The sequence below is a fragment of the Stenotrophomonas sp. YJH_SMC_32 genome, assembly GCF_059369975.1.
On the sequence record NZ_JCAFTE010000005.1, the window covers coordinates 159,298 to 184,618 of the forward strand.

Annotated in this window: 22 protein-coding genes, 2 tRNA genes and 2 pseudogenes; 17 read left to right on the plus strand and 9 right to left on the minus strand. The window is 67.0% G+C overall.

The window, feature by feature from the left end:
• Positions 1-6: 6 nt before the first annotated feature.
• Entirely contained in the window at positions 7-897 is an 891-nt protein-coding gene (locus AC5P7S_RS09775) for a sterol desaturase family protein (RefSeq protein ID WP_095377147.1), read from the minus strand.
• A 104-nt stretch (positions 898-1,001) separates the two neighbouring features.
• Between AC5P7S_RS09775 and AC5P7S_RS09780 the strand changes: the two genes are divergently transcribed.
• The 7 genes from AC5P7S_RS09780 to AC5P7S_RS09810 all read left to right on the plus strand — a co-directional run bounded on the left by AC5P7S_RS09780 (position 1,002) and on the right by AC5P7S_RS09810 (position 9,788).
• Positions 1,002-1,952 (plus strand): LysR family transcriptional regulator, encoded by a 951-nt coding sequence (locus tag AC5P7S_RS09780; RefSeq protein ID WP_170944891.1) that lies wholly within the window; start codon positions 1,002-1,004, stop codon positions 1,950-1,952.
• A 92-nt stretch (positions 1,953-2,044) separates the two neighbouring features.
• On the plus strand, positions 2,045-2,695 hold the full coding sequence (locus tag AC5P7S_RS09785) for a DsbA family oxidoreductase (protein WP_032954262.1): 651 nt from the start codon (positions 2,045-2,047) through the stop codon (positions 2,693-2,695).
• 36 nt (positions 2,696-2,731) lie between these two features.
• Positions 2,732-3,739 (plus strand): cyclase family protein, encoded by a 1,008-nt coding sequence (locus AC5P7S_RS09790; RefSeq protein WP_095377148.1) that lies wholly within the window; start codon positions 2,732-2,734, stop codon positions 3,737-3,739.
• Positions 3,740-4,049: 310 nt separating this feature from the next.
• Positions 4,050-4,664, plus strand: coding sequence for a translesion DNA synthesis-associated protein ImuA (gene imuA / locus AC5P7S_RS09795; RefSeq protein WP_021204497.1), 615 nt, complete (start codon positions 4,050-4,052; stop codon positions 4,662-4,664).
• 9 nt (positions 4,665-4,673) lie between these two features.
• Positions 4,674-6,083, plus strand: coding sequence for a Y-family DNA polymerase (locus AC5P7S_RS09800; protein WP_095377149.1), 1,410 nt, complete (start codon positions 4,674-4,676; stop codon positions 6,081-6,083).
• Positions 6,084-6,089: 6 nt separating this feature from the next.
• Positions 6,090-9,200, plus strand: a complete 3,111-nt coding sequence (locus AC5P7S_RS09805; protein ID WP_095377150.1) for an error-prone DNA polymerase — start codon at positions 6,090-6,092, stop codon at positions 9,198-9,200.
• A gap of 81 nt (positions 9,201-9,281) precedes the next feature.
• The gene (locus AC5P7S_RS09810; protein ID WP_005417089.1) at positions 9,282-9,788 is read left to right on the plus strand and encodes a hypothetical protein; all 507 of its coding nucleotides are present in this window, start codon (positions 9,282-9,284) and stop codon (positions 9,786-9,788) included.
• Positions 9,789-9,818: 30 nt separating this feature from the next.
• Here the strand turns inward: AC5P7S_RS09810 and ptsJ are convergent, their stop codons facing one another.
• Positions 9,819-11,105: a MocR-like B6 salvage transcription factor PtsJ gene (gene ptsJ, locus AC5P7S_RS09815; protein WP_053499651.1), complete on the minus strand. Its 1,287-nt coding sequence runs from the start codon at positions 11,103-11,105 to the stop codon at positions 9,819-9,821.
• A gap of 76 nt (positions 11,106-11,181) precedes the next feature.
• Between ptsJ and AC5P7S_RS09820 the strand changes: the two genes are divergently transcribed.
• The 7 genes and pseudogenes from AC5P7S_RS09820 to AC5P7S_RS09850 all read left to right on the plus strand — a co-directional run bounded on the left by AC5P7S_RS09820 (position 11,182) and on the right by AC5P7S_RS09850 (position 14,699).
• Positions 11,182-11,955 carry a YggS family pyridoxal phosphate-dependent enzyme gene (locus AC5P7S_RS09820; RefSeq protein ID WP_095377151.1) on the plus strand — a complete coding sequence of 258 codons (774 nt, stop codon included), beginning with the start codon at positions 11,182-11,184 and terminating at the stop codon, positions 11,953-11,955.
• On the plus strand, positions 11,952-12,653 hold the full coding sequence (locus AC5P7S_RS09825; RefSeq protein ID WP_053499654.1) for a glutamine amidotransferase: 702 nt from the start codon (positions 11,952-11,954) through the stop codon (positions 12,651-12,653). Before AC5P7S_RS09820 ends, AC5P7S_RS09825 begins: the two co-directional genes overlap by 4 nt.
• Positions 12,650-12,874 (plus strand): hypothetical protein, encoded by a 225-nt coding sequence (locus AC5P7S_RS09830; protein ID WP_005417095.1) that lies wholly within the window; start codon positions 12,650-12,652, stop codon positions 12,872-12,874. The genes AC5P7S_RS09825 and AC5P7S_RS09830 overlap by 4 nt, the downstream gene beginning before the upstream one ends.
• A gap of 108 nt (positions 12,875-12,982) precedes the next feature.
• Positions 12,983-13,489, plus strand: a complete 507-nt coding sequence (locus AC5P7S_RS09835) for a hypothetical protein (protein ID WP_095377152.1) — start codon at positions 12,983-12,985, stop codon at positions 13,487-13,489.
• Positions 13,490-13,614: 125 nt separating this feature from the next.
• A pseudogene (locus AC5P7S_RS09840) lies at positions 13,615-13,821 on the plus strand (RNA polymerase sigma factor); the annotation flags it as partial.
• A 1-nt stretch (position 13,822) separates the two neighbouring features.
• Positions 13,823-13,993: pseudogene (locus tag AC5P7S_RS09845) on the plus strand (ChaN family lipoprotein); the annotation flags it as partial.
• A complete protein-coding gene (locus tag AC5P7S_RS09850; protein WP_005417103.1) occupies positions 13,986-14,699 on the plus strand; it encodes an energy transducer TonB family protein in 714 nt (237 codons plus the stop codon). The pseudogene AC5P7S_RS09845 and the gene AC5P7S_RS09850, both read left to right, overlap by 8 nt.
• 216 nt (positions 14,700-14,915) lie before the next feature.
• Here the strand turns inward: AC5P7S_RS09850 and AC5P7S_RS09855 are convergent, their stop codons facing one another.
• From AC5P7S_RS09855 to AC5P7S_RS09885, 7 genes are all read right to left on the minus strand, one after another.
• Positions 14,916-15,818: a cation diffusion facilitator family transporter gene (locus AC5P7S_RS09855; RefSeq protein ID WP_053499656.1), complete on the minus strand. Its 903-nt coding sequence runs from the start codon at positions 15,816-15,818 to the stop codon at positions 14,916-14,918.
• Between the two features lie 28 nt (positions 15,819-15,846).
• Positions 15,847-18,135, minus strand: coding sequence for an Orn/Lys/Arg family decarboxylase (locus AC5P7S_RS09860; RefSeq protein WP_005417105.1), 2,289 nt, complete (start codon positions 18,133-18,135; stop codon positions 15,847-15,849).
• Positions 18,136-18,155: 20 nt separating this feature from the next.
• Positions 18,156-19,508, minus strand: coding sequence for an arginine/agmatine antiporter (adiC, locus tag AC5P7S_RS09865; protein ID WP_095377153.1), 1,353 nt, complete (start codon positions 19,506-19,508; stop codon positions 18,156-18,158).
• A 76-nt stretch (positions 19,509-19,584) separates the two neighbouring features.
• Positions 19,585-21,015, minus strand: a complete 1,431-nt coding sequence (locus AC5P7S_RS09870; protein ID WP_095377154.1) for a DcaP family trimeric outer membrane transporter — start codon at positions 21,013-21,015, stop codon at positions 19,585-19,587.
• A gap of 514 nt (positions 21,016-21,529) precedes the next feature.
• Positions 21,530-22,369, minus strand: a complete 840-nt coding sequence (gene dsbG / locus AC5P7S_RS09875; RefSeq protein WP_095377155.1) for a thiol:disulfide interchange protein DsbG — start codon at positions 22,367-22,369, stop codon at positions 21,530-21,532.
• A 30-nt stretch (positions 22,370-22,399) separates the two neighbouring features.
• Positions 22,400-23,203 (minus strand): redoxin family protein, encoded by an 804-nt coding sequence (locus AC5P7S_RS09880; RefSeq protein WP_032954270.1) that lies wholly within the window; start codon positions 23,201-23,203, stop codon positions 22,400-22,402.
• An 82-nt stretch (positions 23,204-23,285) separates the two neighbouring features.
• A complete protein-coding gene (locus tag AC5P7S_RS09885; protein WP_005417111.1) occupies positions 23,286-24,353 on the minus strand; it encodes a GlxA family transcriptional regulator in 1,068 nt (355 codons plus the stop codon).
• Between the two features lie 186 nt (positions 24,354-24,539).
• On the opposite strand from AC5P7S_RS09885, the gene AC5P7S_RS09890 reads away from it, so the two are divergent.
• The 3 genes from AC5P7S_RS09890 (at position 24,540) to AC5P7S_RS09900 (ending at position 25,247) form a co-directional block, all read left to right on the plus strand.
• A complete protein-coding gene (locus tag AC5P7S_RS09890; RefSeq protein WP_005417119.1) occupies positions 24,540-24,938 on the plus strand; it encodes a heavy metal-responsive transcriptional regulator in 399 nt (132 codons plus the stop codon).
• A 103-nt stretch (positions 24,939-25,041) separates the two neighbouring features.
• Positions 25,042-25,117, plus strand: a tRNA-Ala gene (locus tag AC5P7S_RS09895).
• Between the two features lie 54 nt (positions 25,118-25,171).
• Positions 25,172-25,247, plus strand: a tRNA-Glu gene (locus AC5P7S_RS09900).
• The last annotated feature ends 74 nt before the right edge of the window (positions 25,248-25,321 follow it).

Consider the following 25,321-nt stretch of genomic DNA (forward strand, 5'->3'; position numbering starts at 1 on the left):
GGCCGATCACCCACGCCTGCGCAGGCCTTCGGGCAGCTCCGGCACCTCGCCATGCGGCAGTTCACGAAACGGCGCCAGCAGCTGCCCCGCGTAATCGCGTGGATAGTCAGGTTGGCTGCCGATGCCGAGGTCGCGTTGCTGCAGTCGATAGCCCGGCGCATCGAAGGCGGTCCCCAGCAGGTGATCCCAGACGGTCAGGAACAGGCCGAAGTTGACGTCACCGGCGGTGCCGTAACGTATGTGATGGAAGCGATGCAGCGGCGCCCAGGCCATCACCCGGCCCAGCACGCCGGGACGCATGTCTACGTTGGAGTGCTGCAGCAGCAGCTGGATGGCAATGGCGAAGGCCAGCACCGCCGCCACCGGCATCGGCAGGCCCAACAGCAGCAGCGGCAGCACACCGCCCACCGCTTCGGCGGCCTGGTGCAGTGGGTGTTTCATCAGCCCGTTGAAGCCATACATGCGGGTCACGCTGTGATGCACCGCATGCAGGCGCCACAACCAGCCGATGCGATGGCTTGCGTAGTGCACCAGGGTGATGCCGAGATCGGCAGCGATGATCGCCACCAGTACCTGCAGCGCGAACGGCCACTGCAGCGGCCAGACCTGCCACGGAATGATCGCCGCCAGCAGCGGCACCGCAGCGATCGATAGCAGGTTCAGGCTCTCGTTGACCAGCGCGTGCAGGGCATCACGCACACGGTCGCCGTGGTCGCGGTTGAACGCAGGGTCATACGGCCAGGCGCGCTCGGCGACGAACGAAACCGCAATGGCGATCGCCAGCAGGGCCAGCAGCCACAACGGATCGCCATGGCAGTGGCCGACCCAGACGACGGCAGTGGCAACGAACCCCAGCAGGAACAACGGGGCATACAGGCGCAGGATCCAGTGCTTCATGGGCAACCCGGGAAATGAGGGGCCTGCATGCTGGCGTGGCGTGTGGGTTGCTGGCTTGAACAAACGGCGCAACCCTGCGGGCACCACGCTTCCCACATCCACGCATGGCGTGGATCTACAATGACGCCCTCATCGCGCCCGGGACCGGCATGGATTCCTTCAACCTGATGCGCGCCTTCCGCCGCATCGTCGAACGCGGCGGGCTGGCCCGCGCTGCCGAAGACCTGGACATGTCGCCCGCCGGGCTCAGCAAACAGCTGCGCACGCTGGAAGCGCATCTGGGCGTGGTACTGCTGCAGCGGACCACGCGGCGCATGAGCCTGACCGAGACCGGCCACGCCTATTACCGTGAATGCTGCCGCCTGCTCGACGAACTGGACGCATTGGAACGTGGCATCGCCGAGCAGCGTGGCGAGGTGACCGGGCGCCTGCGCGTCAATGTGCCCCAGTCGTTCGCGCTGAGCACGCTGTCGCCGCTGCTGCCCCGCTTCCTGCAGCAGCATCCGCAGCTGTCGCTGGATCTGGTGATGGAAGATCGCCTGCTCGACGCGGTCGGCGAAGGTTTCGATGTGTCGCTACGACTGCGTGCCGAGCTGGATGATTCACGCTTGGTGGCACGCCGGCTGGCCTCGCTGCAGCAGGTGCTGTGCGCGGCGCCGTCCTACCTGCGGCAGCATCCGGCACCGCAGGCAGTAGGGGATCTGCAGGCCCATAGCGTGCTGGCCTACAGCCTGTCCGACTCACCGGGCAGTTGGCCGCTGCTCGGCCCGGATGGCCAGGTGACGATCACCCTGCCGGCACGCGTGACCGTCAACAACAGCCTGCTGCTGCGTGACCTGCTGGTGGCGGGCATGGGCATCGGCGCCCTGCCTTCGTTCCTGGCCGCGCCGGCATTGGCGCGGGGCGAACTGCAGCAGGTGCTGCCCGACCACCGCTATCCGCCGCGCTTCGTGCATGCGGTCTACCCCACCTCGCGCCACCTGCAGCCCAAGGTGCGTGCCTTCATCGACTTCCTGCACGCCGAGCTGCCCGGCTGCGCCGGCCTGGATTCGTAACTGCCAGCGAAAACTGAGCTGTCCGCAGCGTGCTGTTTCGGCCACGCCGCGCTGCCTACTCTGCCGCCTCTCCTCTCACCGATGGCAGGCAGATGTCTCCCGTTCCTTCCCCCGCCACCGCAGCGCCGGTGGTCGATTTCTTCCACGACGTGGTCTGCGGCTGGTGCTTCGTGCTGGCCCCGCGCCTGCAGCAGGTCTCCGCCGAACTCGGCATCCAGGTGCGCCACCGCAGCTTCGTGCTGCAGGACTCGCGCGCGCAGATGGTCGAGGTGTTCGGCTCGATGGCGCGCGCCAAGGCGATCATCCTGCGCCACTGGACCGACTGCGCCGCGCATGAAGACATCGCGCGCATCGATATCGAAGGCATGCGCGCACAGGACTTCGAGTATCCGTCCGGCTGGCTCGGCGCACTGGCCTGCCAGACCGCAGGGCTGATCGGTGGCAATGATGCCCATGGCGCGATGTTCGACGCGGTGCAATGGGCGCACCTGCATCAGTACCGCAACATTGGCGATGCCGAAGTGCTGCTGGATATTGCCGAATCGCTGGGCCATCCACGTGGCGCCTTCGCTGATCACATGCGCAGCGACGCGGTGCGCCAGCGCGTGCAGGCCGATCGCGCCGAAGCTGCCGCGCTCGGCATCCGCTCCATCCCCACCGTGATCGGCGGCAACGGCCTGCGCCTGCAGACCCTGCCGCTCCCACACCTGCGCCAGGCCCTGGCGCCCCTGGTCGCGGCCTGAGCCGCCCCCTCCCCCACCCTGCAAGGAGATTTCCCCATGACCCCACGTACCCTGTCCACCGCGCTGGCCCTGCTGCTGGCCGCCACCGCCGCGTCCACCACCGTGTCCGCGCACGAACGCGTTCCCTCCGGCCAGCAGGTCGGCACCAGCCCGTGGGGGCCGAAGGACGAGATCGGCCGCCTCAACCTGATCACCGAAGCCTCGCGTGCGGCGATCCTGTCGCGGGTCAGCGGCGGCAAGGCCTATGACCTGGCCACCGACTACTACGTCGGCATGCCCAGCTGGCAGGATGCCGGCGACCCGCACTACCAGTTCTGGATGACCCACACCCCGCGCGGCACAGTGATGGACGATCCGATGGGCGTGGGCGAGGCCATGAACCTCACCCGCAGCTACACCGGCACCGCGTTCTCGATGTACAGCCACACCGGCACCCACATCGATGCGCTGAACCACTTCGGCATCCACGGGAAGATCTGGAACGGCTTTGAGGCCGACAAGCACCTCGGCGACCGCGGCTGGAATGTCACCGGCATCGAGAAATTCCCGCCGCTGATCGCGCGTGGCGTGCTGATCGACGTGGCCGGCGCCAAGGGCGTGGACATGCTGCCGGACAGCTACCGCGTCACCCGCCAGGACCTGAAGGATGCGCTGGCACGCCAGAAGGTGAAACTGCAGCAGGGTGACGTGGTGCTGATCCGCACCGGCCGCATGCGCCTGTTCGAGCAGCCCAGGGCCTACATGGCCAACCCGCCGGGCATGGGCCTGGACGCGGCACGCTTCCTGGTGGAAGACAGCGGCGCGATGATCGTCGGTGCCGACAACCTCAGCTTCGAGACCTTCCCCTCGGAGGTGCCCGACGATTACGTACCGCTGCACACCTACCTGCTGGCTCAGCAGGGTGCGCCGATCATCGAGCTGGTGGCGCTGGACGAACTGGCCCGCGACAAGGTCTACGAATTCGCCTTCATCGGCGGCCCGCTGAAGATCCGTGGCGGCGATGCCGCGCCGCTGCGCCCGGTGGCGTTGCCGGTCCACCCGTAACCGCATCCTGTGGGTGCCGACCCTGGTCGGCACCGCGCTTTACCGCTATCCACGCATGGCGTGGATCTACCAGGCTGCGGCTGGATTTGCCGGGGCTCTCCAGTAGATCCACGCCATGCGTGGATGCTTTACCCCTTCAGCAACCTGAAACCCGGCCCTCCGATTTCATTAGTAATTCTACTTACAACGCGAGTAGCATGTCTGGTCTCAGCCCCTGATACCGGCTCGTCGATACTCGCGCCATGCCCGCCGTTTCCGCCCGTTCCTGCCGCTTCCAGCCCACCCGGCGCCTCCCCTGGAGGATCGGCTGATGGGTGCGGTCGTTGCCCTCGACCGGCTGCTGGACGGGCGCCAGCTGTGGCGCGGCCCGGCCCGCCAGGGCCCAGCCAGCGACCATCTGGCCAGCGGCCATCCGGCACTGGATGCACGCCTGCCCGGCGGCGGCTGGCCGGCCAGCGGACTGTGCGAGGTACTGCAGGCGGCGCCCGGCGTTGGCGAACTGGCGCTGGTATGGCCGGCGCTGGCCAGGCTGAGCCAGCGCGACCGCCCGATCGTCCTGGTCGCTCCGCCCTACCGTCCGCATGCCCCGGCCTGGGCCGCCGCCGGGCTGGACCTGGGCCAGTTGCAGATCATCCACGCCGCGCCGAAGCAGGCACTGTGGGCCGCCGAACAGTGCCTGCGCTCTGCGGCCTGCGCGGCGGTACTGTGCTGGCCGCATCAAGCCGACGACCGCGCCCTGCGCCGCCTGCAGGTGGCCGCCGACAGCGGCCAGTGCCTGGGCTTCGTGTTCCGCGAGGCGCAGGCCGCGCGCAATCCCTCCCCGGCCAGCCTGCGCCTGCAGCTCGACCACGGCCAGGTGCGGGTGCTGAAGTGCCGTGGCGGCCTGCCGCCGGCACAACCGTTGCCGCTGGCCATCGCCCACTGAGGACGCGCCATGCACTGGGCCTGCCTGTTGTTGCCGCAGTTGGCGCTGGACAGCGTGCTGCGCCTGCAGCCCGACCCACAGCGGCCCTTGGTGCTGCTGCAGGGGCCGGCACAGCGACGCGTAGTGCGTGCAGTCAGCCCGTCGGCACGCGCCGCGGGGTTGCGCCCGGGCATGCTGCTGTCGGCTGCACAGGTACTGGTGCAGGATATGCACCTGCACGACTACGACCCCAATGCCGAACAGCACACCCGGCAGCTGCTGGCCAGCTGGGCCTATGCCTACAGCTCGCAGGTCAGCCTCGATTTTCCGCATGCACTGGTGCTGGAAATCGGTGCCAGCCGCGCCCTGTTCGGTGACTGGCTGACGATCCAGCAGCGCCTGCGCAACGAACTGCACGAACTCGGCTTCCGCCACCGCCTGGTGGCCGCGCCTACCCCACATGCCGCGCGCGTGCTGGCCAACGTCCACGATGGCCTCGGCCTTGATGCGCAGCAGCTGCCGGCGGCGCTGGCGCAGCTGCCCCTGGCGCGCTGCGGCCTGCCCAGCGAGGCGGTGACGGTGCTTGGCCGTTCCGGCCTGCGCACGTTGGGCGCGGTGCTCAAGCTGCCGCGCGACAGCCTGGCCCGGCGCTTCGCCCCCGAGGTCCTGCAGCAGCTGGATGCATTGCGCGGGCTGCCCACCGCGCCATTGCGCTACTACCAGCCACCGGACCGTTTCGATGCGCGCATCGAATTCGAATACGAGATCGAATCCAGCCAGGCCCTGCTGTTCCCGCTGCGCCGCCTGCTGCTCGACCTGGCCGCCTTCCTGTGCTCGCGCGATGGCGGCGTGCAGCGCTTCGACCTGCATTTCGAGCATGACCTGTTGCCGGCCAGCGTGCTGACCATCGGCCTGTTGGCGCCCGAACGCGATCCCACGCTGCTGTTCGAGATCGCACGCAACCGCATGGAAGCGTTCGCCCTGCCGGCCGGCAGCCGCGCACTGCGCCTGCAAGCCGAACAGCTGCCGCCGTTCGTACCCGCCGCGCGTGACCTGTTCGACACCCGGCCGGCACAGGCGATGCCCTGGAACCAGCTGCGCGAGCGCCTGCGCGCGCGGCTGGGCGATGACGCCGTGCAGCCGCTGGCGGTGCAGGCCGACCATCGCCCCGAACGCGCCAGCGGCATCCAGCCAGCGGCCAGGCCGCCGGCATACTGGCCACTGCGCCCCGGTTGGCTGCTGGACACCCCACAGCCGCTGCGTGACCCGCGCCTGCGCATCATCGCCGGGCCGGAGCGGATCGAATCGGGCTGGTGGGACCAGGCTGACGCGCGCCGCGACTACTACGTGGTGGAAACCGCGCATGGCCAGCGCGGCTGGGCCTTCCGCGCGCGCAACGATCCGCATGCGCCGTGGATGCTGCACGGCTGGTTCGGCTGAGCCGCCATGCGCAGCGAACTGCCCGGCTACGCCGAACTGCACTGCCTGTCGGCCTTCAGTTTCCAGCGCGGCGCTTCGATCGCCGAAGAGTTGTTCGCGCGCGCCGCTGGCCAGGGCTACCGCGCGTTGGCGATCACCGACGAATGCTCGCTGGCCGGCATCGTGCGCGCCTGGCAGGCAGCCAAGACACATGGCGTGGCGCTGATCGTCGGCGCCGAATTCCAGGTCGAGGACGGGCCGAAGCTGGCCCTGCTGTGCACCGACCAGGCCGCCTATGCCGGGCTCTGCCAGTTGATCACGACCTGCCGGCGGCGGGCTGCCAAGGGCGAGTACCTCTGCCTGCGCGAGGACCTGCTCGGCCTGCCCAACGGCCTGCTCTGTCTATGGCTGGACCGGCAACCGGCCGCTACCGACCTGGAACTGCTGCGCACCGGCTTCAATGATCGGCTGTGGCTGGCGGTGGAACTGCACCGCGAACACGATGACGCACGCCGCCTGCAGCAGCTGCAGGCCTTCGGCGAACGCCACCGCCTGCCCCTGGTCGCCAGTGGCGACGTGCACATGCACGTGCGACGCCGCCGCGCCCTGCAGGATACGCTGACCGCGATCCGCCACCGCTGCAGCGTGGCCGAGGCCGGCTGGCGCCTGTTTCCCAATGGCGAGCGCCACCTGCGCCCGCGTACCGCGCTGGTCCAGCTGTATCCGCCCGAACTGCTGGCTGAAACCCTGCGCATCGCCGAGCGCTGCCACTTCACCCTGGAACAGCTGCAGTACACCTATCCGCGCGAGCTGGTGCCCGAAGGACACGATCCGGACAGCTGGCTGCGCGTGCTGGTCGAGCGCGGCATCCAGTGGCGCTGGAAAGGCGGCATCGAAGCGAAGCAACGCACGCAGATCGAGCACGAACTGGCGCTGATCAAGCAGAAGAACTACGCCTCCTATTTCCTCACCGTGCAGGACATCGTGCGCTTTGCGCGCAGCCAGGACATCCTCTGCCAGGGCCGTGGCTCAGCGGCCAACTCAGCGGTGTGCTTCGTGCTGGGCGTGACCGAGATCGACCCAGCACGCAGCAACCTGCTGTTCGAGCGCTTCATCTCCGCCGAGCGCGACGAACCACCGGATATCGACATCGACTTCGAGCACGAGCGGCGCGAGGAGGTGCTGCAGTACGTGTTCAAACGCTACGGCCGCGAGCGCGCCGCACTGACCGCGGTGGCGATCAGCTACCGTGGCCGCAGCGCGATCCGCGACGTGGCCCGCGCGCTGGGCCTGCCGATGGACCAGGTCAACGAACTGGGCGCGGCGATGGACCACTGGGGCGGCAACATCCCGCTGCCGGAAACCCTGCGCGAGCGTGGCTTCGATCCGGACACGCCGTTGATGCGGCGCCTGCTGGCACTCACCGCAGAGCTGATCGATTTTCCGCGCCACCTGTCGCAGCACCCGGGCGGTTTCGTGATTTCCGAGCATCCACTGTCGACCCTGGTACCGGTGGAGAACGCGGCGATGGCCGACCGCACCGTCATCCAGTGGGACAAGGATGACCTGGATGCCACCGGCCTGATGAAGGTCGACTGCCTGGCATTGGGCATGCTCACGGCCATCCGCAAGTGCCTGGCGATGCTGCAGCAGCATGGCCTGCACAGCGGGCGCATGGATGCGATCCCCGACGAAGACACCCCCACCTACGACATGATCAGCGCCGCCGACACCATCGGCGTGTTCCAGATCGAGTCGCGCGCACAGATGGCGATGCTGCCGCGCATGCAGCCACGCAACTTCTACGATCTGGTGATCGAAGTGGCGATCGTGCGTCCCGGCCCGATCCAGGGCGACATGGTGCATCCCTACCTGGAGCGGCGCCGGATCCTGCGCGAACAAGGCCCGGACGCGTTGAACGACCCGGACAACCCGCTCTACCCACCGCAGCTGGAACGCGTGTTCGCGCGTACGCTGGGCGTGCCATTGTTCCAGGAGCAGGTGATGCAGCTGGCGGTGGATGCGGCCGGCTACACCCCGGGCGAGGCCGATGCCCTGCGCCGTTCGATGGCGGCCTGGAAGCGCCGCGGTGGGCTGGAACCACATCGCGAGAAACTGCTGGCCGGCATGCTGAGAAACAACTTCAGCCGCGAATACGGCGAGCACCTGTTCGAGCAGATCAAGGGATTCGGCGATTACGGTTTCCCGGAAAGTCATGCCGCCAGCTTCGCCCTGCTGACCTATGCCAGCTGCTGGCTGAAGTGCCATCATCCCGCCGCGTTCACTGCCAGCCTGATCAACAGCCAGCCGCTGGGTTTCTACAGCCCTGACCAGCTGCTGCAGGACGCGCGGCGGCATGGCATTACCGTTCTTCCCGTGGACGTACGCCACAGCGACTGGGACTGCACGCTGGACTTCAGCAGGGGGCCGGCGGCGATCCGTCTGGGCCTGCGTCTGATCGACGGCTGCAACGAAGATGCCGTGCAGGCCATCATGCGCGAGCGCGCGCGGCGCCCGTTCGACGACGTCGGCGACCTGTGCCGGCGCACCGCGCTGGACCGCCGCCAGCAGGGCCTGCTGGCCGATGCCGGCGCACTGCGCGGACTCAGTGGCCATCGCCATCGTGCACGCTGGGATATCTCGGGCGTAGAGAACCGGCTGCCGCTGTTCGACCAGGCCCGTGCCACTGCCGAAGCCCGCGTGCCCCTGCCACTGCCCAGCGCCTGGGAGGACATGCAGGCCGACTACCGCAGCACCGGCACCACCCTCGGCCGCCACCCGATCTCGTTCCTGCGCGCGCAGCTGCGCAGCCGCGGCTGCCTGGATGCCGCGCAGCTGGCCGGGCACGGCCATGGCCGCCGCGTGCGCATCGCCGGACTGGTGCGCATGCGCCAGCGCCCGCAGACCGCCAGTGGCGTTACCTTCCTCACCCTTGAAGACGAGACCGGGATGGTCAACGCCGTGGTCTGGCGCCACCTGGCCGACCGCCAGCACCGGGTGCTGGTCGACACCCAGCTGATGCAGATCGATGGCCGCCTGGAGCGCGTTGATGGCGTGCAGCATGTCATCGTGCAGCGCATGCACTGCCTGGATGAGCTGCTGCAGGGACTGCGCAGCCACAGCCGCGATTTCCACTGACGATACAGATCGTCACACAACGAACTGGCCTTTGCCCGCCGGCATCCGCTATCGTCGGCCTATCCAAGGAAGGACGACCCGATGCCCCGTGTGCTGCTGCTGACCACCCTGGTGGTCTCGACCCTTGCCCTGCTCGTTTCCGGCTGGACCGCCTGGAGCCTGCATCGCAGCCAATCGCCTGAGCGGATCATCGAAGCGCGCGGCCTGGTCATCCACGATGGCACTGGCCAACCACGGCTGATCCTCGGTGCGCCGGTGCCGGACCCCCTCAGCAGGGGCCGCACCCAGGGACCGCGTGCAACCGCGCTGTCCGGCCTGATCCTGCTTGGCCCCGACGGTTCCGAGCGCGGCGGTTATGGCACCAGCGACCGCGGGGGCGAAGCCCTGCTCACTCTGGACGATGCCACCGGCACCACCGAAGTCTTCAAGGTCGTCGCCAATCCGGACCGTGGCGCCAGCCTGATGGTCAAGCACCAGAACAATACCGGCGCCATGCTCACGTCCTGGCAGGGCAAGCCGGAGCTGATGTTCGTCGATGACAGTGGCCAATCCTACTACGTGCGCCCCAACGCCAACGCCGCGCCCTGATCTGCTTCCAGCGTCGAGCATGGCTGGGCGCTATACCCCACACACCGCCGCCAGGTCATCGGCCAGCTGCCGCAGCTGCGCCGCCCCCAGCGCCGCGCAGGTGATGCGCAGGCCATGCGCTGGTGCAGCCACCGCAAACACTTCGCCAGCACGCACATGCCATCCGCGCGCAGCCAGCGCCAGCACCTGTGGATGGCTGTCGGCCGGCAACGGCAGCCACAGGTTCAATCCCTCCATCGGCAACGGCGTCGGCACGCCACGCACGCGCAGCAGTTCCTGTAGCGACTGCAGGCGCTGCTGGTACCGCTCGCCTGCCGAGGCGATCTTTGCCCGCTGCGGCGCCGATGCCAGCACCGAAGTGGCGGCATCCTGCAGCAGATGACTGACCCAACCGATGCCGGACGCCAATCGCAACCGCAACCGCATCGCGGTCTCGTCATCACAGGCCAGCCAGGCCAGGCGCAGGTCGGGGCCGAGCGGCTTGGACAGCGAACGCAGCAGCGCCCAGCGCCGGCCATCCAGCGGCAGTACCGAGTGGTAGGCCTGCTGCGAGAGCAGTGCGTAGTGGTCATCGATCAGCACCGCCACCTGCGGATAGGCCGCCAGCAGCTGGCGCAACGCCCGTGCCCGCTTCGCATCCAGGCTGGCCCCGGTCGGATTGTGCGCCCGTGGGGTCAACAGCACCGCGCGTGCACCGGCCTCCAGCGCCTGTCGCAGCGATTCGACCTGCATGCCATGCGCATCCATCGTCACCGGCAACGGCGCATGGCCGACGGCATTGAGCACATTGAGGCTACCGAGGAAGCATGGATCCTCCACCGCGATGCGATCGCCCGGCAGCAGCCATGCCGCCAACAGGCGCTCGATGCCATCGACCGCGCCATGGGTCAGCTCCAGCGCGTACCCCTCGGGGCAATCCGCATCCAGCGAGGCGCGTGCCAACGCCTGCAACCTCGGGTCGACCGTGCCCACGCCATACAACCGCGGTGCCGCCGCGGCCAGGCGCAGGCTGGGCAACAGGCGCGGATCCGGATTGCCACCGGCCAGGTCCTGCAGCGCCAACCCCGGCGTACTGCCCTCGCGCGCCAGCATCGGCGGCAGGCCACGCACCACCGTGCCGCGCCGGCCTGCGGTGCTGGCCAGGCCGGCCGCGTCCAATCGCTTGTAGGCGGCGGCCACGGTGTTGCGATTGACCCCCAGCTGATCGGCCAGATCGCGAACCGGCGGCAGCACGCTGCCCGCCGGCAGACGGCCTTTGCCGATGCCATCGCGGATGCTGTCGAAGATCGACTCGGCGCTATGCCCGGTGATTTTCATTTTGTCCTATGCCAAAATAATTCTTGTCCTGTGCCAGTGTATCCCACCCTGGCCGCCCTGCATTGGAGGTGCCCGCATGCCCCTTGCCGCCGCCGACTGGCCCGTCGCCCAGTCTGTTGAACAGATCGCCGCCAACCTGGGTACGGTGCGCCAACGCATCGCCGATGCGTGTGCCCGCGTCGGCCGGGACCCGGCCAGCGTGCGCCTGCTGCCGGTCAGCAAGACCGTCGATGACGCCCGCATCCGCATGGCGGTGGCCGCCGGTTGCCGCGAGCTGGGCGAGAACAAGGTGCAGGAGGCGCAACGCAAGGCCGAGACGATGGCCGATCTGGGCGTGCACTGGTCGGTGATCGGGCATCTGCAGACCAACAAGGCGCGCTACGTGGCGCGCTTCGCCAGCGAGTTCCAGGCGCTTGACAGCCTGCGCGTGGCCGAAGCGCTGCAGCAGCGCCTGCAGCTGGAAGACCGCACGCTGGATGTTTTCGTGCAGGTCAACACCTCCGCCGAACCCAGCAAGTACGGTCTGGAACCCGCTGCCGTCGAGGCATTCGTGCAGCAGCTGCCAGTCTTCGACCGGCTACGCGTGCGTGGCCTGATGACTCTGGCCATCTTCACTCCCGAAGTCCAACGTGTGCGCGCGTGCTTCGTGCGCCTGCGCGAACTGCGCGAGCAGCTGCAGCGTACCGCCCCACCCGGCATCGACATGTCGCAGCTGTCGATGGGCATGTCCGGCGACTTCGAAGTGGCCATCGAGGAAGGCGCCACCGTGGTCCGTGTCGGCCAGGCCATCTTCGGCGCACGCGCCACCCCGGACAGTTTCTACTGGCCCAGCAATGGAGCCCCGGCATGAAGCACGCGGTTGTCCTGCAACACGTTGCCTTCGAGGACCTTGGCACCCTGCAACCGTTGCTGCTGGCCCAGAGCTGGCAGCTGCAGGTGCTGCAGGCGGGTGTAGATGCACTCGATCCGGCCGAAGCGGCTGACCTGCTGGTGGTGCTGGGTGGCCCGATCAGCGTCAACGATGTTGATGTTTACCCGTTCCTCAACGATAGCATCGCGCTGTTGCAAGGGCGTTTGCAGCAGCAGCGGCCCACGCTGGGCATCTGCCTGGGCGCGCAGCTGATGGCGCGTGCACTCGGTGCCGACGTCGCCGCCAGTGGTGGCAAGGAGATCGGCTTTGCGCCACTGCTGCTCACCGATGACGGTCAGCGCTCGCCACTGCAGGCTCTGCAGGGCATTCCGGTACTGCATTGGCATGGCGAGGCGTTCGAACTCCCAACGGGTGCACGCCGCCTGGCCAGCACGCCGGCCTGCCGCCACCAGGCCTTTGCCATCGGTAACCATGCGTTGGCACTGCAATGCCATCCGGAGCTGGACGCGCGCCAGTTCGAGCGCTGGCTGATCGGTCACACCCTGGAACTGGCGCAGGCCGGCATCGATCCGAACGACCTGCGCACGCAGGCGCGTCGCTATGGCGCGCCACTGGCCGCGGCCGCCACCGCGATGTTCGACCATTGGCTGCAGGACCTGCCGGAGCTACCGCGATGAACTACCGATTGCAGATCCACCGCGATGGCGCCTACTGGGGCCACTTCGACTGCAGCGGCCCCGATGCCATGCAACGCATGGACGCCATCGCCGCACAGCTGCCTGCAGACCAGGGCTTCCAGCTGAAACGGCAGAAAGGCATCGGCGAAGAGCGCATCCTGTCCAGCAATGCCGATGGCCTGCGCGTACTGGCTTCGCAGATCCAGTACCGCGACCTCTGACGATCGTCACGGTAGTGCCGGGCGCTGGCCGGCACCTGACGGGCAACAGATTTGCCGGCCAGCGGCCCGCACTACCCCGGCTGTTCGCCCGCGTGCGAAGCTTCACCCATGCTGACCCTGCAACGCGGCAGCCACCACGGACTGCTCATCGCACCGCGCTGGCCCTCTACCCGCATCCAGCTGGAAGAAGAAGTGCTGCAACGTTTGCTCGACGCGCAGGCATTGCTGCCTGCCGGGCTGGGCCTGCTCGTCACGCGCGGCTTCGAACCCAGCCACAGCCGGCTCGGCGGCTTCCGTCGTGGCGTGCGTTGGCTCGGCATCGCGGTGTTCCGCGCCTGCTATCCGCAGCGCCATGATGAAGTCGATGCCATCTTCGGCGCCAACGGCCACGACATCGATGGCCGTCATATCGATGTCTCAGTGGTATTGCACGGCAATCGGCTGCGGCTGCTGCCACTGGGCGTGTTCACCCCGCCGCGCTGGCAGCAGCGTCGCACCGCCCGCCATGCCGAAGCGATCGCCCGGGTGAAGCGCAGCCTCCAGCACTGCGGTTTCGAGCTGCATCACAACCCCACCGAAGCCCTGCAGATCCACTGCGACTTTCGTCCGCGCTGACCTCGCAGTCGGCCACGCATGCCGTGCCTTGCGCTCACGGATGCAAATGATTCTCTTTTGCTGTAAGGTGTAGCCGCTGCCCTTGCCGCCGCGGGCTGTTCCCTTTCCCAGTTGTCGCCCGCCCCGTGTCCACGCCTGTCGAACCGACGGATGTCGCGCAGCTGTGCGCGGCCCACTACCGGCCGCTGCACGCCCATGTCCGCCGTAAACTCCCGCAACGCAGCGACGCCGATGATGTCGTCCAGGAGACCTGGCTGCGCGTCGTCAGAATCGCCGCCAGTGGCCTGCTGAGCAATGGCCGCGCTTACCTGTACCGCGTCGCCCACAACCTGAGCCGCGGCACCCGCGCTGCTGGTGGCCGGTCGCTGGCATGTACTGCGCGGTACTGGCATGCCGGGCTACCTGCCAGCGGGCACACCAGCGCTGGTGATCGCGCTCGCTTCAGTCGGTGCATCCGTCGATGCGGCCGACGCCGACCTGCTATGGGTGCTGGACGATGAGTGAGCGCGGCCAACACTGGCAGGCGATCGCCATCAGCATTGGGCTTCACCTGTTGCCCCTGCTGCTGTTGGTGCACTGGGTGGCCGCGCCGCCATTGCTGCCGCCGCCCGAGCAGGACGTGCGCATCAGCCTGCGCCTGCTGGCACCGGCGACGCCGCCGCAGCCAGTGGAAGAACGCCAGGCCGACACCCCCAGCCAGGCGCAGCAGGCGCGCGCATCCCAACCCACGAAGTCACCCCCTCCACCGAAGCCCACCGCCGCACGCGAGGGCGAAGTGGCCGCCAGCGAACGCAGTGGCGCTGGCCGGCAAGCCCTGCCGGTCGCCCCGCCTGCGGCCGCGACCGATGCAAGTCCCGCACCGGCATCGATCACGGCCGCGCCGCCCGCTCCCGACGCCCCACCGGCGGACTTCCAGGCCGGCGCCGCCAGCGACCAGTGGGAAGCCCGCCTGATGGCGCGGCTGGAGCGCTATCGCTACTACCCTGCTGCGGCCCGCTCACGGCGCCAGCAGGGCACTGCCTGGGTCAGGGCCAGCATCGATCGCCAGGGACGCCTGCTGGCCCTGCGGTTGGAGCAGTCCAGTGGCCAGCCGATGCTTGACGGCGCCGCACTGCAGACCTTCCGCCGCGCGCAGCCGCTGCCGCCCATTCCCGATGAACTGAAGGCACCACAGGAACTGGTGGTGCCGGTGGAGTACTACCTGCGCTAAGCGTTGTGGAACTGTGCCGCAGTCTGCGACCTCAACCCAGGTTCAGGTCAAACACATCCGGCGCAACAGAGCAGTCCGCCGTGTGCAACGATCGCAGCGTGCTGTATCGCCGGGCCCATGCCCGGCTGCTCCATGCGAACGGCAGCCGAGCATGGGCCCGGCTCTACAGGCGAACAGAACCTGGCCGGGCAAGGCCCCGGCGCGAAAGAGGCAGGGCTACGTCCACGCCGGATCCGCAGTGAAATCGATGGTCAACCAGAACGTGCTGCCCCGCGCATCCAGCCGCACGGCGATCTCATCGCGCATCGCATCGACCTCGCCCACCGAGCCCAATGGCGTACCGGGGTCTGCCAGCACATGGATCTCGATGAAGCGCATCCGCCCCATCTTCGCCACGTGGCTGGTGAAACCGGCATAGCCACGCTCGGACACGAATGCCTGCATTACCTGCTGCACGCGCCGGTCCAGGTCATCCGGCGCCACCTGCAGCACTTCGCGCATGGCCTTCCATGCACTGCGCGCCGGCACTGGCAGTACCGCCAGGCTGATCAACGCCAGCACGATCGAATCCAGGTACGGGACCCAGTGGTGCCACTCGCCGCCATGCAGGACAAGGGCCAGCACGAAGGCCAGCACCACCGCCAGGCTCATCAATCCACCCAGCAGCCAGCCTCTTACATCCAGCCACAACAACGCCGAGCGCAGGCGCCGCGCACGCTGCGCGACGAACGTCGCCATTGCCAGGTTGCTGGCACTCAGCAGCGCCGCCCACCACAGCGCGGGCCCGAATTTCACTTCGTGCCCGCCCGTGGTCAAGCCGATGACCGCGTTGGCCAGCGCGTACACGCAGGCCAGCGACAGGATCACCCCACCGAGTGCCTCGACCATCGGCTCCAGGTGCCAATAGCCATACTGGAAGCGCGGGCTCTGCTCCCGCGCCACCAGCCGCAGTACCGACAACGACACCAGGGTCAAGGCAACGTCGACCAGGCTGTACACGCCGTCGAACAGGATGGCCTGCGATCCCACCAGCAGGCCACCGATGAAGCCGACCGCGCTCACCGCGATGGTCACCCCGATGGAGAACTTCAGGATGCGTTGCTCGCGCGCGGTATCCATCGCTCGCCGAAGGGCCGACCGTCCCCGGTCAGGCCTTCAGCACCTCCACCTTGTACGATGTCACATCGCCATCGTGCTCGATGATGAGCCCGTGCACATCCGACTCGAAGCCCGGGAAGCGCGCATTCTGTTCACGGGCAATACGCAGTGACTGGATGATCGGCTCGTCGCTGTCGCCGAATCGCTCGCCCGGCATGATGGTCGGAATGCCCGGCGGATACGGCACCAGCATGGTCGCCGCGACGCGACCACTGAGCTGCTCGATGTCGACCCGCTCGATCTCGCCCTTCACCAGGTGGTTGTAGGCATCGGCCGGGGTCATCACCGGCGTCGGCAGATCCACGTACATCTCGCGCATCACCTTGGCGACCTCGAATTCCTGGTTGAACGCGTGCAATGCATCGCACAGGTCACGCAGTCCCCAGCCAGCGTAGGCAATCGGATAGTCCGCCGCCAGCGTCGGCAATGCCTGGCTCAACGGCGCGTTGCAGTCGTACAGCTCCTTGAAGGCCATCAGCTCGGTGACCAGCGTGCTCCACTTGCCCTTGGTGATGCCCATCGAGAACAGGAACAGCACCGAATACAGGTTGGTCTTCTCCACAGTGATGCCGCGGCCCCACAGGAACTTGCTCAGCACCGCCGCCGGAATGCCCAGCGTGCCCATGCTGCCGTCCATCGCCAGGCCCGGGGTCAGCAGGGTCACTTTGATCGGGTCGATCAGCACGTAGTCATCGACCAGATTCTCGAAGCCGTGCCAGTGCGCATCCGGCTGCAGGTACCACTCCTCGCGCTTGGCCACCAGCGGAGCCGGCGTATCGCCCTTGTCCAGGCTGCGCTCGACCTTGGTCGGCTGCCACACACTGAACCACCAATCGTCGCGCCCGAGGTCGTCACGCACGTGCAGCATCGCGCGGCGGAAGGCGATCGCCTCGTCATGCATTTCCTGCACCAGCGAACGGCCGGCCTCGCCCTCCATCATTTTCGAGGCCACGTCACAGGCCGCGATCACCCCATAATGCGGGCTGGTCGAGGTGTGCATCATGAACGACTCGTTGAAGCGCTCGGCATCCAGGTCGCGCTGCGCCGAGTTGCGTACGTGGATCATCGACGCCTGCGAGAACGCGGCCAGCAACTTGTGGGTGGAATGCGTGGTGAAGATGATCGCATCCTGCTCGCGCGGCTTGCCCTTGGCCATGCCGTAGTGGTTCTCATAGAACGGATGGAACGCGGCGTAGGCGTACCAGGCTTCGTCGAAGTGCAGGAAGTCGACCGCGCTGCCGATTTCGTCGGCGATCTTCTCGGCGTTGTAGCACAGGCCGTCGTAGGTCGAGTTGGTCACCACCGCAATGCGCGGCTTGGAACCGGCCTTGTAGGCCTGGCTGGCCAGCGGGTTGGCGGCGATGCGCTGCTGCAGCGATTCCGGTGTGAACTGATCCAGGCTGATCGGGCCGATGATGCCGTGTGCGTTGCGGCTTGGGGTGAAGTACACCGGCACCGCGCCGGTCATGATCAGCGCGTGCAGCAGCGACTTGTGGCAGTTGCGGTCGACGAACACCACGTCGCCGCGGGCCACCGTGCCATGCCAGACGATCTTGTTGGCGGTGGAGGTGCCATTGGTGACGAAGAAGGTATGGTCGGCACCGAAGTTGCGCGCCGCCTCTTCCTCGGCATCCTTGATCGGGCCGGTGTGATCCAGCAGTGAGCCCAGCTCCGGCACCGAGATCGACAGATCGCTGCGCAGGGTGTTCTCACCGTAGAACTGGTGGAACGCACGGCCGACCGGCGACTTGGTGAATGCCACGCCGCCTGCATGGCCCGGCGTATGCCAGGAGTAGTTCGACTCTGCCGCATGATGGATCAGCGCCTTGAAGAACGGCGGCAAGAGATTCTTCATGTAGTCTTCGGCCGCGCGCATCACCTGCCGCGAGATGAAGCTCTTGGTGTCTTCAAACAGGAAGATGAAGCCGTGGATGTACTTGAGCAGCTTGCTCGGCACCTTTTCGATGGTGCGGCGCTCGCCGTACAGGAACACCGGCAGGTTGGCGCGGCGCGCACTCTGCTCGCGCAGGAAGGCGGTCAGGCGCTGGAACTCGCCATCCACCTCTTCGCTGCCATCGATCGAGATCAGCACCGCCGAGGCCGCCACGTAGGTGCGGGCACCGGCCCGGGCGTCATCCAGGTTCAGCCCGCACAGCACGCGCTGGTCGTTGCTGCGCAGCTCTTCCACCAGCGCACGGATCAGGATGCCACCGATGCGCGGCGACTCGTAGTCGTTGTCGATGACAATGACCGGGTAGTCCAGGGACTTGAAGTACACGTTGATTCTCCTTGTCGAACTCAGGAATGCCGGGCGCCGGCGCTGATCGCCGAGGCCTCGCGGGCGCGCTGCCGCTGCTGGCGGCGCTCCTCGCTGAAGAAGGGATAGAACACGGTGATGAACAGCACGAACAGGAAGGCGTACTGCACGATGGTTCCCGACGAGCCGTAGATCGCCCACAGGCAGTACACGACGGTCAGGCTGGTGAGGGTCCAGAACGCACCGGTATGGACCAGGGTGTGCGAACGCTCGACCACGAAGTAGCAGGCCACGCACGAGTAGATGTAGGGCAGCAGGGTCAGCACCACGGCCGCCGACGTGATCACGTCGAACTGGGCCGACGCGGTTTCCGAGGTGGACGTCACCAGCACCGCCAGGGTCATCAGCACCGCCACGATCAGCACGCCCTTGACCGGCACGTCGTCCTTGTTGGTCTTGCTGAAGATGCTCGGGAACAGGCCATCATCCGAGGCCGCCTTGGCACTCTGCGCGGTCAGCAGGATCCAGCCGCCCAGCGAACCGGCAGCGCCGATGAAGGCGCACAGGCTGACCAGCGCGCCGCCCCAGCCGCCGACCGCCTTGGCCGCCGCCAGCGCGAACGGCGCGTCGGAGGTCTGCAGCTCGCCATTGGGCACCATGCCCATGATCACTGAGGAACTGGCGATGTAGGCGATGGCAGCCAGGAACACACCGGCCAGAGTGGCACGGGCCACGTTCTTCTCCGGGTTCTCGACCACGCCAGCCGTGACCGAAGCCGATTCGACACCGATGAAAGCCCACAGGGTCAGTGCCGCAGCACTGGAGATCGCACCGAAGTTGGACTCACCGGACACGTTGTAGGCGCCCTTGAAAATGTCGGCATCGAAGAAGAACCAGCCGAAGATGGCGATGCCCAGGATCGGCACCAGCGCGAAACTGGTGGTGACCGTCTGCACACGGCTGACGAAGGCCGGACCGATCACGTTGGCAAAGCTCAGCGCCCACACCAGGATCAGCACCGCGATGCAGCGCACCAGCGGCTCGGACAGGATCGGGAAGAAGTAGCTGAAATAGCCCACCGCGGCGATCGGGATGGCAACGTTGCCGATCCAGTTGGCGAACCAGTAGATGGTATTGGTCTGGAAGCCCATGTAAGGCCCGAACCAGTCACGCGCATAGGCATACGGACCGCCCGCCTTCGGCGCCAGCTTGCCCAGCTTGGCGAATACGAAGGCCAGCAACAGCGCACCGGCCGTGGTGATCAGCCAGCCCCAGATCGATGCGGTACCGATCTTGGCCAGGCTGGACGGCAACAGGAACACGCCTGAGCCCATCATGTTGCCGGCGACGAGGAAGGTGGCTCCGACCACCCCGATTTTCTTTGCTTCTGCCATGACAATCTCCTGTACTGGCATGAGCCCGGTGCGGCCGGGCGTGGGGACGGTTGCGCTGGCGTAACGCCGCTGGCGCTTACTTGATGAAGTTGTACTGCAGGCTGCCCTGCACCCGGACCGTGTCGCCGCGCGCGCCGCCCTGCTGTTCCAGGCGGCCGTACAGCAGCTCCATGCCCATCGTCCACGACGGCGCCGGGCTCCAGATCAGGTTGAACACGCCGTATCGGCTCTGCCGGAAGGCGTCGGCAGCGAGTGCCGCGTTCCGCTCCAGGGTCAGCTGGCCGAAGATCAGGTTCGAACGCCACAGCTCGGACCAGTAATGCGTGTAGCCGACGAAGCCGCCGTGCAGGTCCAGCGCGTCGAGACGGCCATCGGCACCGACCACCGCGTCCAGCCCGGAGCCGGTCAGGTCCGCGGTGTAGCGGCTGAGGCCGCGCCCGCCGAGCGCGCCGAACAGCAACAGATCGCGCTCGCCTACCGATGCCGAGCCACTGAACTGCAGGCCGCCGGCCATGCGCCGGTCGCGCTCGCCCTCGCCGTCATAGGCCAGGCTGCGCGCCACCGCGCCCAGCTGAAGATGGCCCCAGTCACGCTCCATGCGTGCGGTCACGGTCACATCCGGCAGCCGGTTCACTGCGGCCCGTTCATCACTGGCACCGGCCAGTTCGGTCTTGGGGTCTTCGGCGGCCAGCGTCAGAGTGTTGCCCTTGCCCATCGCGAAGCTGTGGTGGATGCCGGCCACCAGCAGATAGCCGGCGCCGCCGGGACCGGCGAAGTCGAGCGTGTCGGGCAGGCTGTCCGGGTCCATGAAACTGGAGTAACCGTAGCCGGCATAGGTATTGCCAAGCTGGCCATACGCATGGCGCAGGCGGAACGCGTAGCCATCGCTGCTGCCGAAGAAATCATTCTCCAGGTAGAAGCGCAGGTTGCCGTGCGTGGTCGGGCGCCGCGCCTCGAAGCTGAAGCGGGTCTGCTTGGCGTGGATGTTGAAATTGGAAACATCGCGATGGCTGCCGCCCACCGGCATCGACGAAGGGATGAACTGATCCTCGTCACCGGCCGCACGCGAATCGGCAATCGCATCGAGCTTGGCATAGCCGCCAATGCGGATCACCGTGTCAGTGCCTGGAATGGCAAAGAAGCCCTTCAGATCCGGGTCGGTCGGCCCAGCAGCGCTGTCGGGACGCGAGGCCGCAGTTGAGGGATCGGCCACCGATTCGCGCTGCGGCAGCACCGGTTGCGCCACACCCGGCACCTGGGTGGGATGCAGCAGGTTGGCGCTGCTGCCAAGTGGTGTCACCGGCGCCGCTACCTGCGCAGCGGCCGCGACAGCGCCCTCGCGTTGTTCGAGCTGATCCAGGCGCTTCTGCATGCCCTCCAGTGCCTGCCGCATGGCAGCGATTTCCTGGCGCAATGCGTGCGCATCCTCCTGGCCATTCTGCTGCGCATAGGCTGGCGTGACCGCCAGCGCGGTCAGGCAGGCCAGACTCAGTACCGCAAAGCGCATTGCATCCTCCCTGGACGAACATTCGCAGCGCACTGACGGCGCGCGCACAGGCGCAGCTCCGACATTGCGTTGCCGTTGCTGGAAATGCGGGTACTGCGTCGACGACACCGGCCAGCCTGCGCTTGGCAGGCAACAGGACGATGACACTGCCCCGCCCGTACCGATATCGACGCCATCAGGGCCGCACTGCCGGAGAGGTGGCGACCGCAGCGGTCTGGGTAACAACCAGGGAGTGAGAACGTCGTGAATGGCTGTGCCGACTGCCCCGGTTCAGGGCGTGTCAGGCGCGGCATCCCTGGCGCGTTGACGCTGTATTCCATGCGTCACAGGCTAGTCCGCCTGTCGTTTTTGGCCTTGATTGGAATCAAGGCGCGATGCTTGATGTCAGTCACGATTCAGACGTGACGACGAACAGGTGGTGCGCAGCCTGCATCACCCGCACAAGTGACGAAACGCAACAGGCCCGCATGCTGCCATGCGGGCCTGTGGTGTCGCATCACGACATGGGTGCCGATCAGCGTGGGCCCAGCACCGTCTGCAGGTCAGCGCCCTGTGGCAGGCCGGCGCGACGCTGCACCTGGCCCTGTGCATCCTGGAACAGGATGCCCGGCGTGCCCTGGAAGCCCATTTCAATCATCAGCACCTGGTTGGCGTCGAGCTTGGCGGCGATCTCGCGGCTGATGCTCGGCAGGGCCTTGATGCCACCTCGGTCGAACTGGTGTTCGTTCTCCAGCAAGGCCGCACTCGGGTCACGCGCAGACAGGATGGCCGCAGCCTTGGCCGGGCTGTCCTCGCGAATCACGCCGACCATGATGTGGCGCAACTGCACCTTGCCGGCGTCGACCCACGGACGCGCCGCTTCCCAGAACTTGTGGCAGTACGGGCAGTTGGCATCACTGAAGGTATAGACCACGCGCGGCGCATCGGCCTTGCCGTCACGCACCCAGGCACTGGCCTCCAGCTTGGTCCACATCTTGGCCGACATCGGTGCTGCGACCAGCTTCTCCACCGCCTCGGCGGCCACGTCGTTGCCCTCGGCATCGAACAGGCTGCCTACCAGCACATGCTTGCCGTCGGCGGTGACATAGGCTGCGGCCGGCTGCTGCCCGCCCACCACGCCAGCGAATCCACGCAGGCCACCCGGTGCATCGAACTCGGCAACGACTTCAAAACCGTGCTTCTCGATGCCTTTCAGCACTGCGGGGCGCTCGCCCTTGGCCGCTGGGGCCTGAGCGCTCGCTGCCGGCGCGGTCGCCTTGCCCGGCGGGGTCTGGGCCTGGCTGCAGGCGGCCAATGCCAGCATGACCGGCAGCAACAGCACCGCCGGAGCGATGCGCAGGGAAGTCGACAACATGGGAACTCCGTAGTGAGATGCCCGCGCAGGCTACCGCAGCCGGCGCAGTTTGTGTTCAAGACCCGCCGCCGTCAGTTCGCCAAGGTGCAGTTCACGCAGGCGGCCTTCGGCGTCGAAGAACAGCGTCGACGGATAGGCTTGTACACCCAGCACGGTTGACGCCGACGCGGTATCGTCCAGCAATACGTTGCCCAGCCAGAGCTGTTCGGATGCGATGAAACCCTTCACTTCGTCCAGGGTTTCCCCCTGGTTGAGGAACACGAACTGCACGTCAGTGTGGGTCTGCTGTGCGGATGCCAGTACCGGCATCTCGCGACGGCAGGGACCACACCAGCTGGCCCAGAGATTCAGCACCACCGGTTTGCCACGGAACTGCTGCAGATCGATCCTGCGCCCCTGCAGATCGGCCACCTGTACTGCCGGTAGCGGCATCCGCTGCTCCTGCCATGTTGCCAGCAGGTGGCTGCCCGCCGCCCACAGCACCACACCCACCAGCGCCCCCGCCAACACCGGCGCACGTAACGCGCGCCACAACCGCAGCCGCCAGGTGCCCCACGCTAGGCCCGCAACCAGCACGACTGCAAGGTGATACCCACCGTCGGCGATCTGCAGGATGCTCCAGGGGGCCTCACGGTAGAGCGCGAAGTTCAAGGCCACGAAGCTGATGCGTCCACACAGCAGGCCGATCAGCAACATGTCCAGGACCAGGCTGGCCCCGGAAGGCACTGCCATCCCGTCCTTCGGCCGCGGCCACAGGTGGGCCACCGCCATGGCCAGCAGCACGCACATCAGGATCAGCACCACCGGCATCGGCACCGGTCCAACACTCGACATCAACCCACCTGTCCCATCATCTCGTTGCCTGCATGGTCAAAGCGTCGCGCCCAGGTTGCAAGTGCGACGCCCAACGCCGGCTTCAGGCCGCGCTGCGCGGCATCTGCATGCCAGGCGCCGGTTGCAGCCCGCGCAGGCTGCCCGCCACCGACGACAACAGCGGCCGTTCGCGCCGTTTGTTGTTGACCTGCCGCCGATAGTTGGCCGGCGTCATTCCAACAATGCGCAGGAACAGGCGGCGGAATGCGCTCTGGTCTGCATAGCCCACACCCCAGGCCACTTCATCGATACCCGCCCCCTGTTGCAGCAATGTCTGCGCCTTGGCGATACGCAACCGCTGGCAATACTCGATCGGACGCAGGCCGGTGGCCTTCAGGAAGCGCCGCTGCAGAGTCCGTGGCTCCAGTCCGGAGACCTCGCAGATCGCTCCGAGCGTGGCCCCACGCGCAGCGGTGGTATGCAGCCAGCGTTGCGCCTTCAGTACGTCGCGATCGCCGTGGGCGAAGTTGGCACTGAAACGCTCCAGATCCTGCTGGATCGCCGCGGGCACCGTGATCCCCAACTGCTGCGCCACGGAACTCGCTACGCCCTGGCCGTGCAGCCGGTACAGCAGCCGCAGGGCGAGGAAGCGCCAGGCCTGGGAACCGGCCACTGTCAGCAGATCACCGTCGTCGACCAGCGCGCGCTCACTGGGCACCCAGCTGGCCGACTGCCCCTGCAGGCCCGGATGGCGCCCGAGGTCCGGCCCACTGACGGTGCGCCCGGCAAGCAGACCCGCGCGTGCCAGCATGCTGACACCATCGCTGGCAGCTGCCAGCAGACTGCCGCCATCGTAATGCGCGCGCAGCCAATCCAGCAGGACCTCATCGGCGCGCAGGCAGACGCCTTGACTGATCTGGCCAGGCACGGCGATCACGGCGGGAATGTCCGCCTCGAGCATCTCCGCGCCGGCAATGCGATGCACACCGGTCTGGCTGGCTGGCACGACCCAGCGGGTCACCAGGACACGCTTGAACGGGCGACGCTGCTGCTGGGCAAGCCGGTTGGCGACATGTGCCATTTCGGTCAGCACAGAGGCGGCCGACGGGTCGCCTCCCGGGTACTCGACCACCGCGACCTCTACGAATCCCTCGTTCCTGAATCCTTCCACAGAGCATCTCCTCGGTTCGTTGCAGGCCATCCAGCGGCCGGTTCAGGCGCAGGGTAGGAACTGCCACGACGGCGGGGCTATGAAGAAAGTTGCAAAGTGCGCTGAATGCGCCGTCAGCGACGGGAGCTTGACCCTGGACCTGACTCCAGGCTTCAGAACGACCGGCAGCATCCGCAGGAATCCGCCATGAACATTGGTCAACTGGCGCGCCAGGCCGGCGTACCGATCGATACCGTGCGCTACTACGAGCGCCAGCAGTTGCTGCCCACCGCGGCACGCTCGGCCGGGGGCTATCGCATCTTCGGTGAGCAGGACCTGCGCCGGCTGCGCTTCATCCGCCGCGCCAAGACGCTGGGCTTCAGCCTGGAACAAATCGCCGAACTGCTGGCACTCAGTGATGGCCATCCGCAGGACATGGGCAGCGTGCGCGACGCGGCGCAAGCCCGACTGCAGGACATCGCGCAGCGCATGGCTGAACTGCAACGCATGCACAGCGCGCTCTCGCAGCTGGTCGACGCCTGCCCCGGCCACGGCACCCTGGATCAGTGCCCAATCCTGGCGGCGCTGACCGACGGCGCCGACTGAGTACGTGTGATCGTCGTTCCCTTCGCAACGCACGTGAAGAAAAGTGCAACAAATGCTTGCCAACCCTCTGGGGCAAGGCTATTATTTCGCTCCTCAGCGACGTGGGGCCATAGCTCAGCTGGGAGAGCGCCTGCATGGCATGCAGGAGGTCAGCGGTTCGATCCCGCTTGGCTCCACCAATCTTTCGGCATTAGGCCGTCGAAAGGTCGCTAAAGAACATTGATGAGAATTGCGTCCCCATCGTCTAGAGGCCTAGGACATCACCCTTTCACGGTGGCGACCGGGGTTCGAATCCCCGTGGGGACGCCACTCATCACGAACAACGAGGACCCGGCCGATAACCGGGTCTTTTTTGTTCACCGCCTACCGGCATTCAGGTTGTG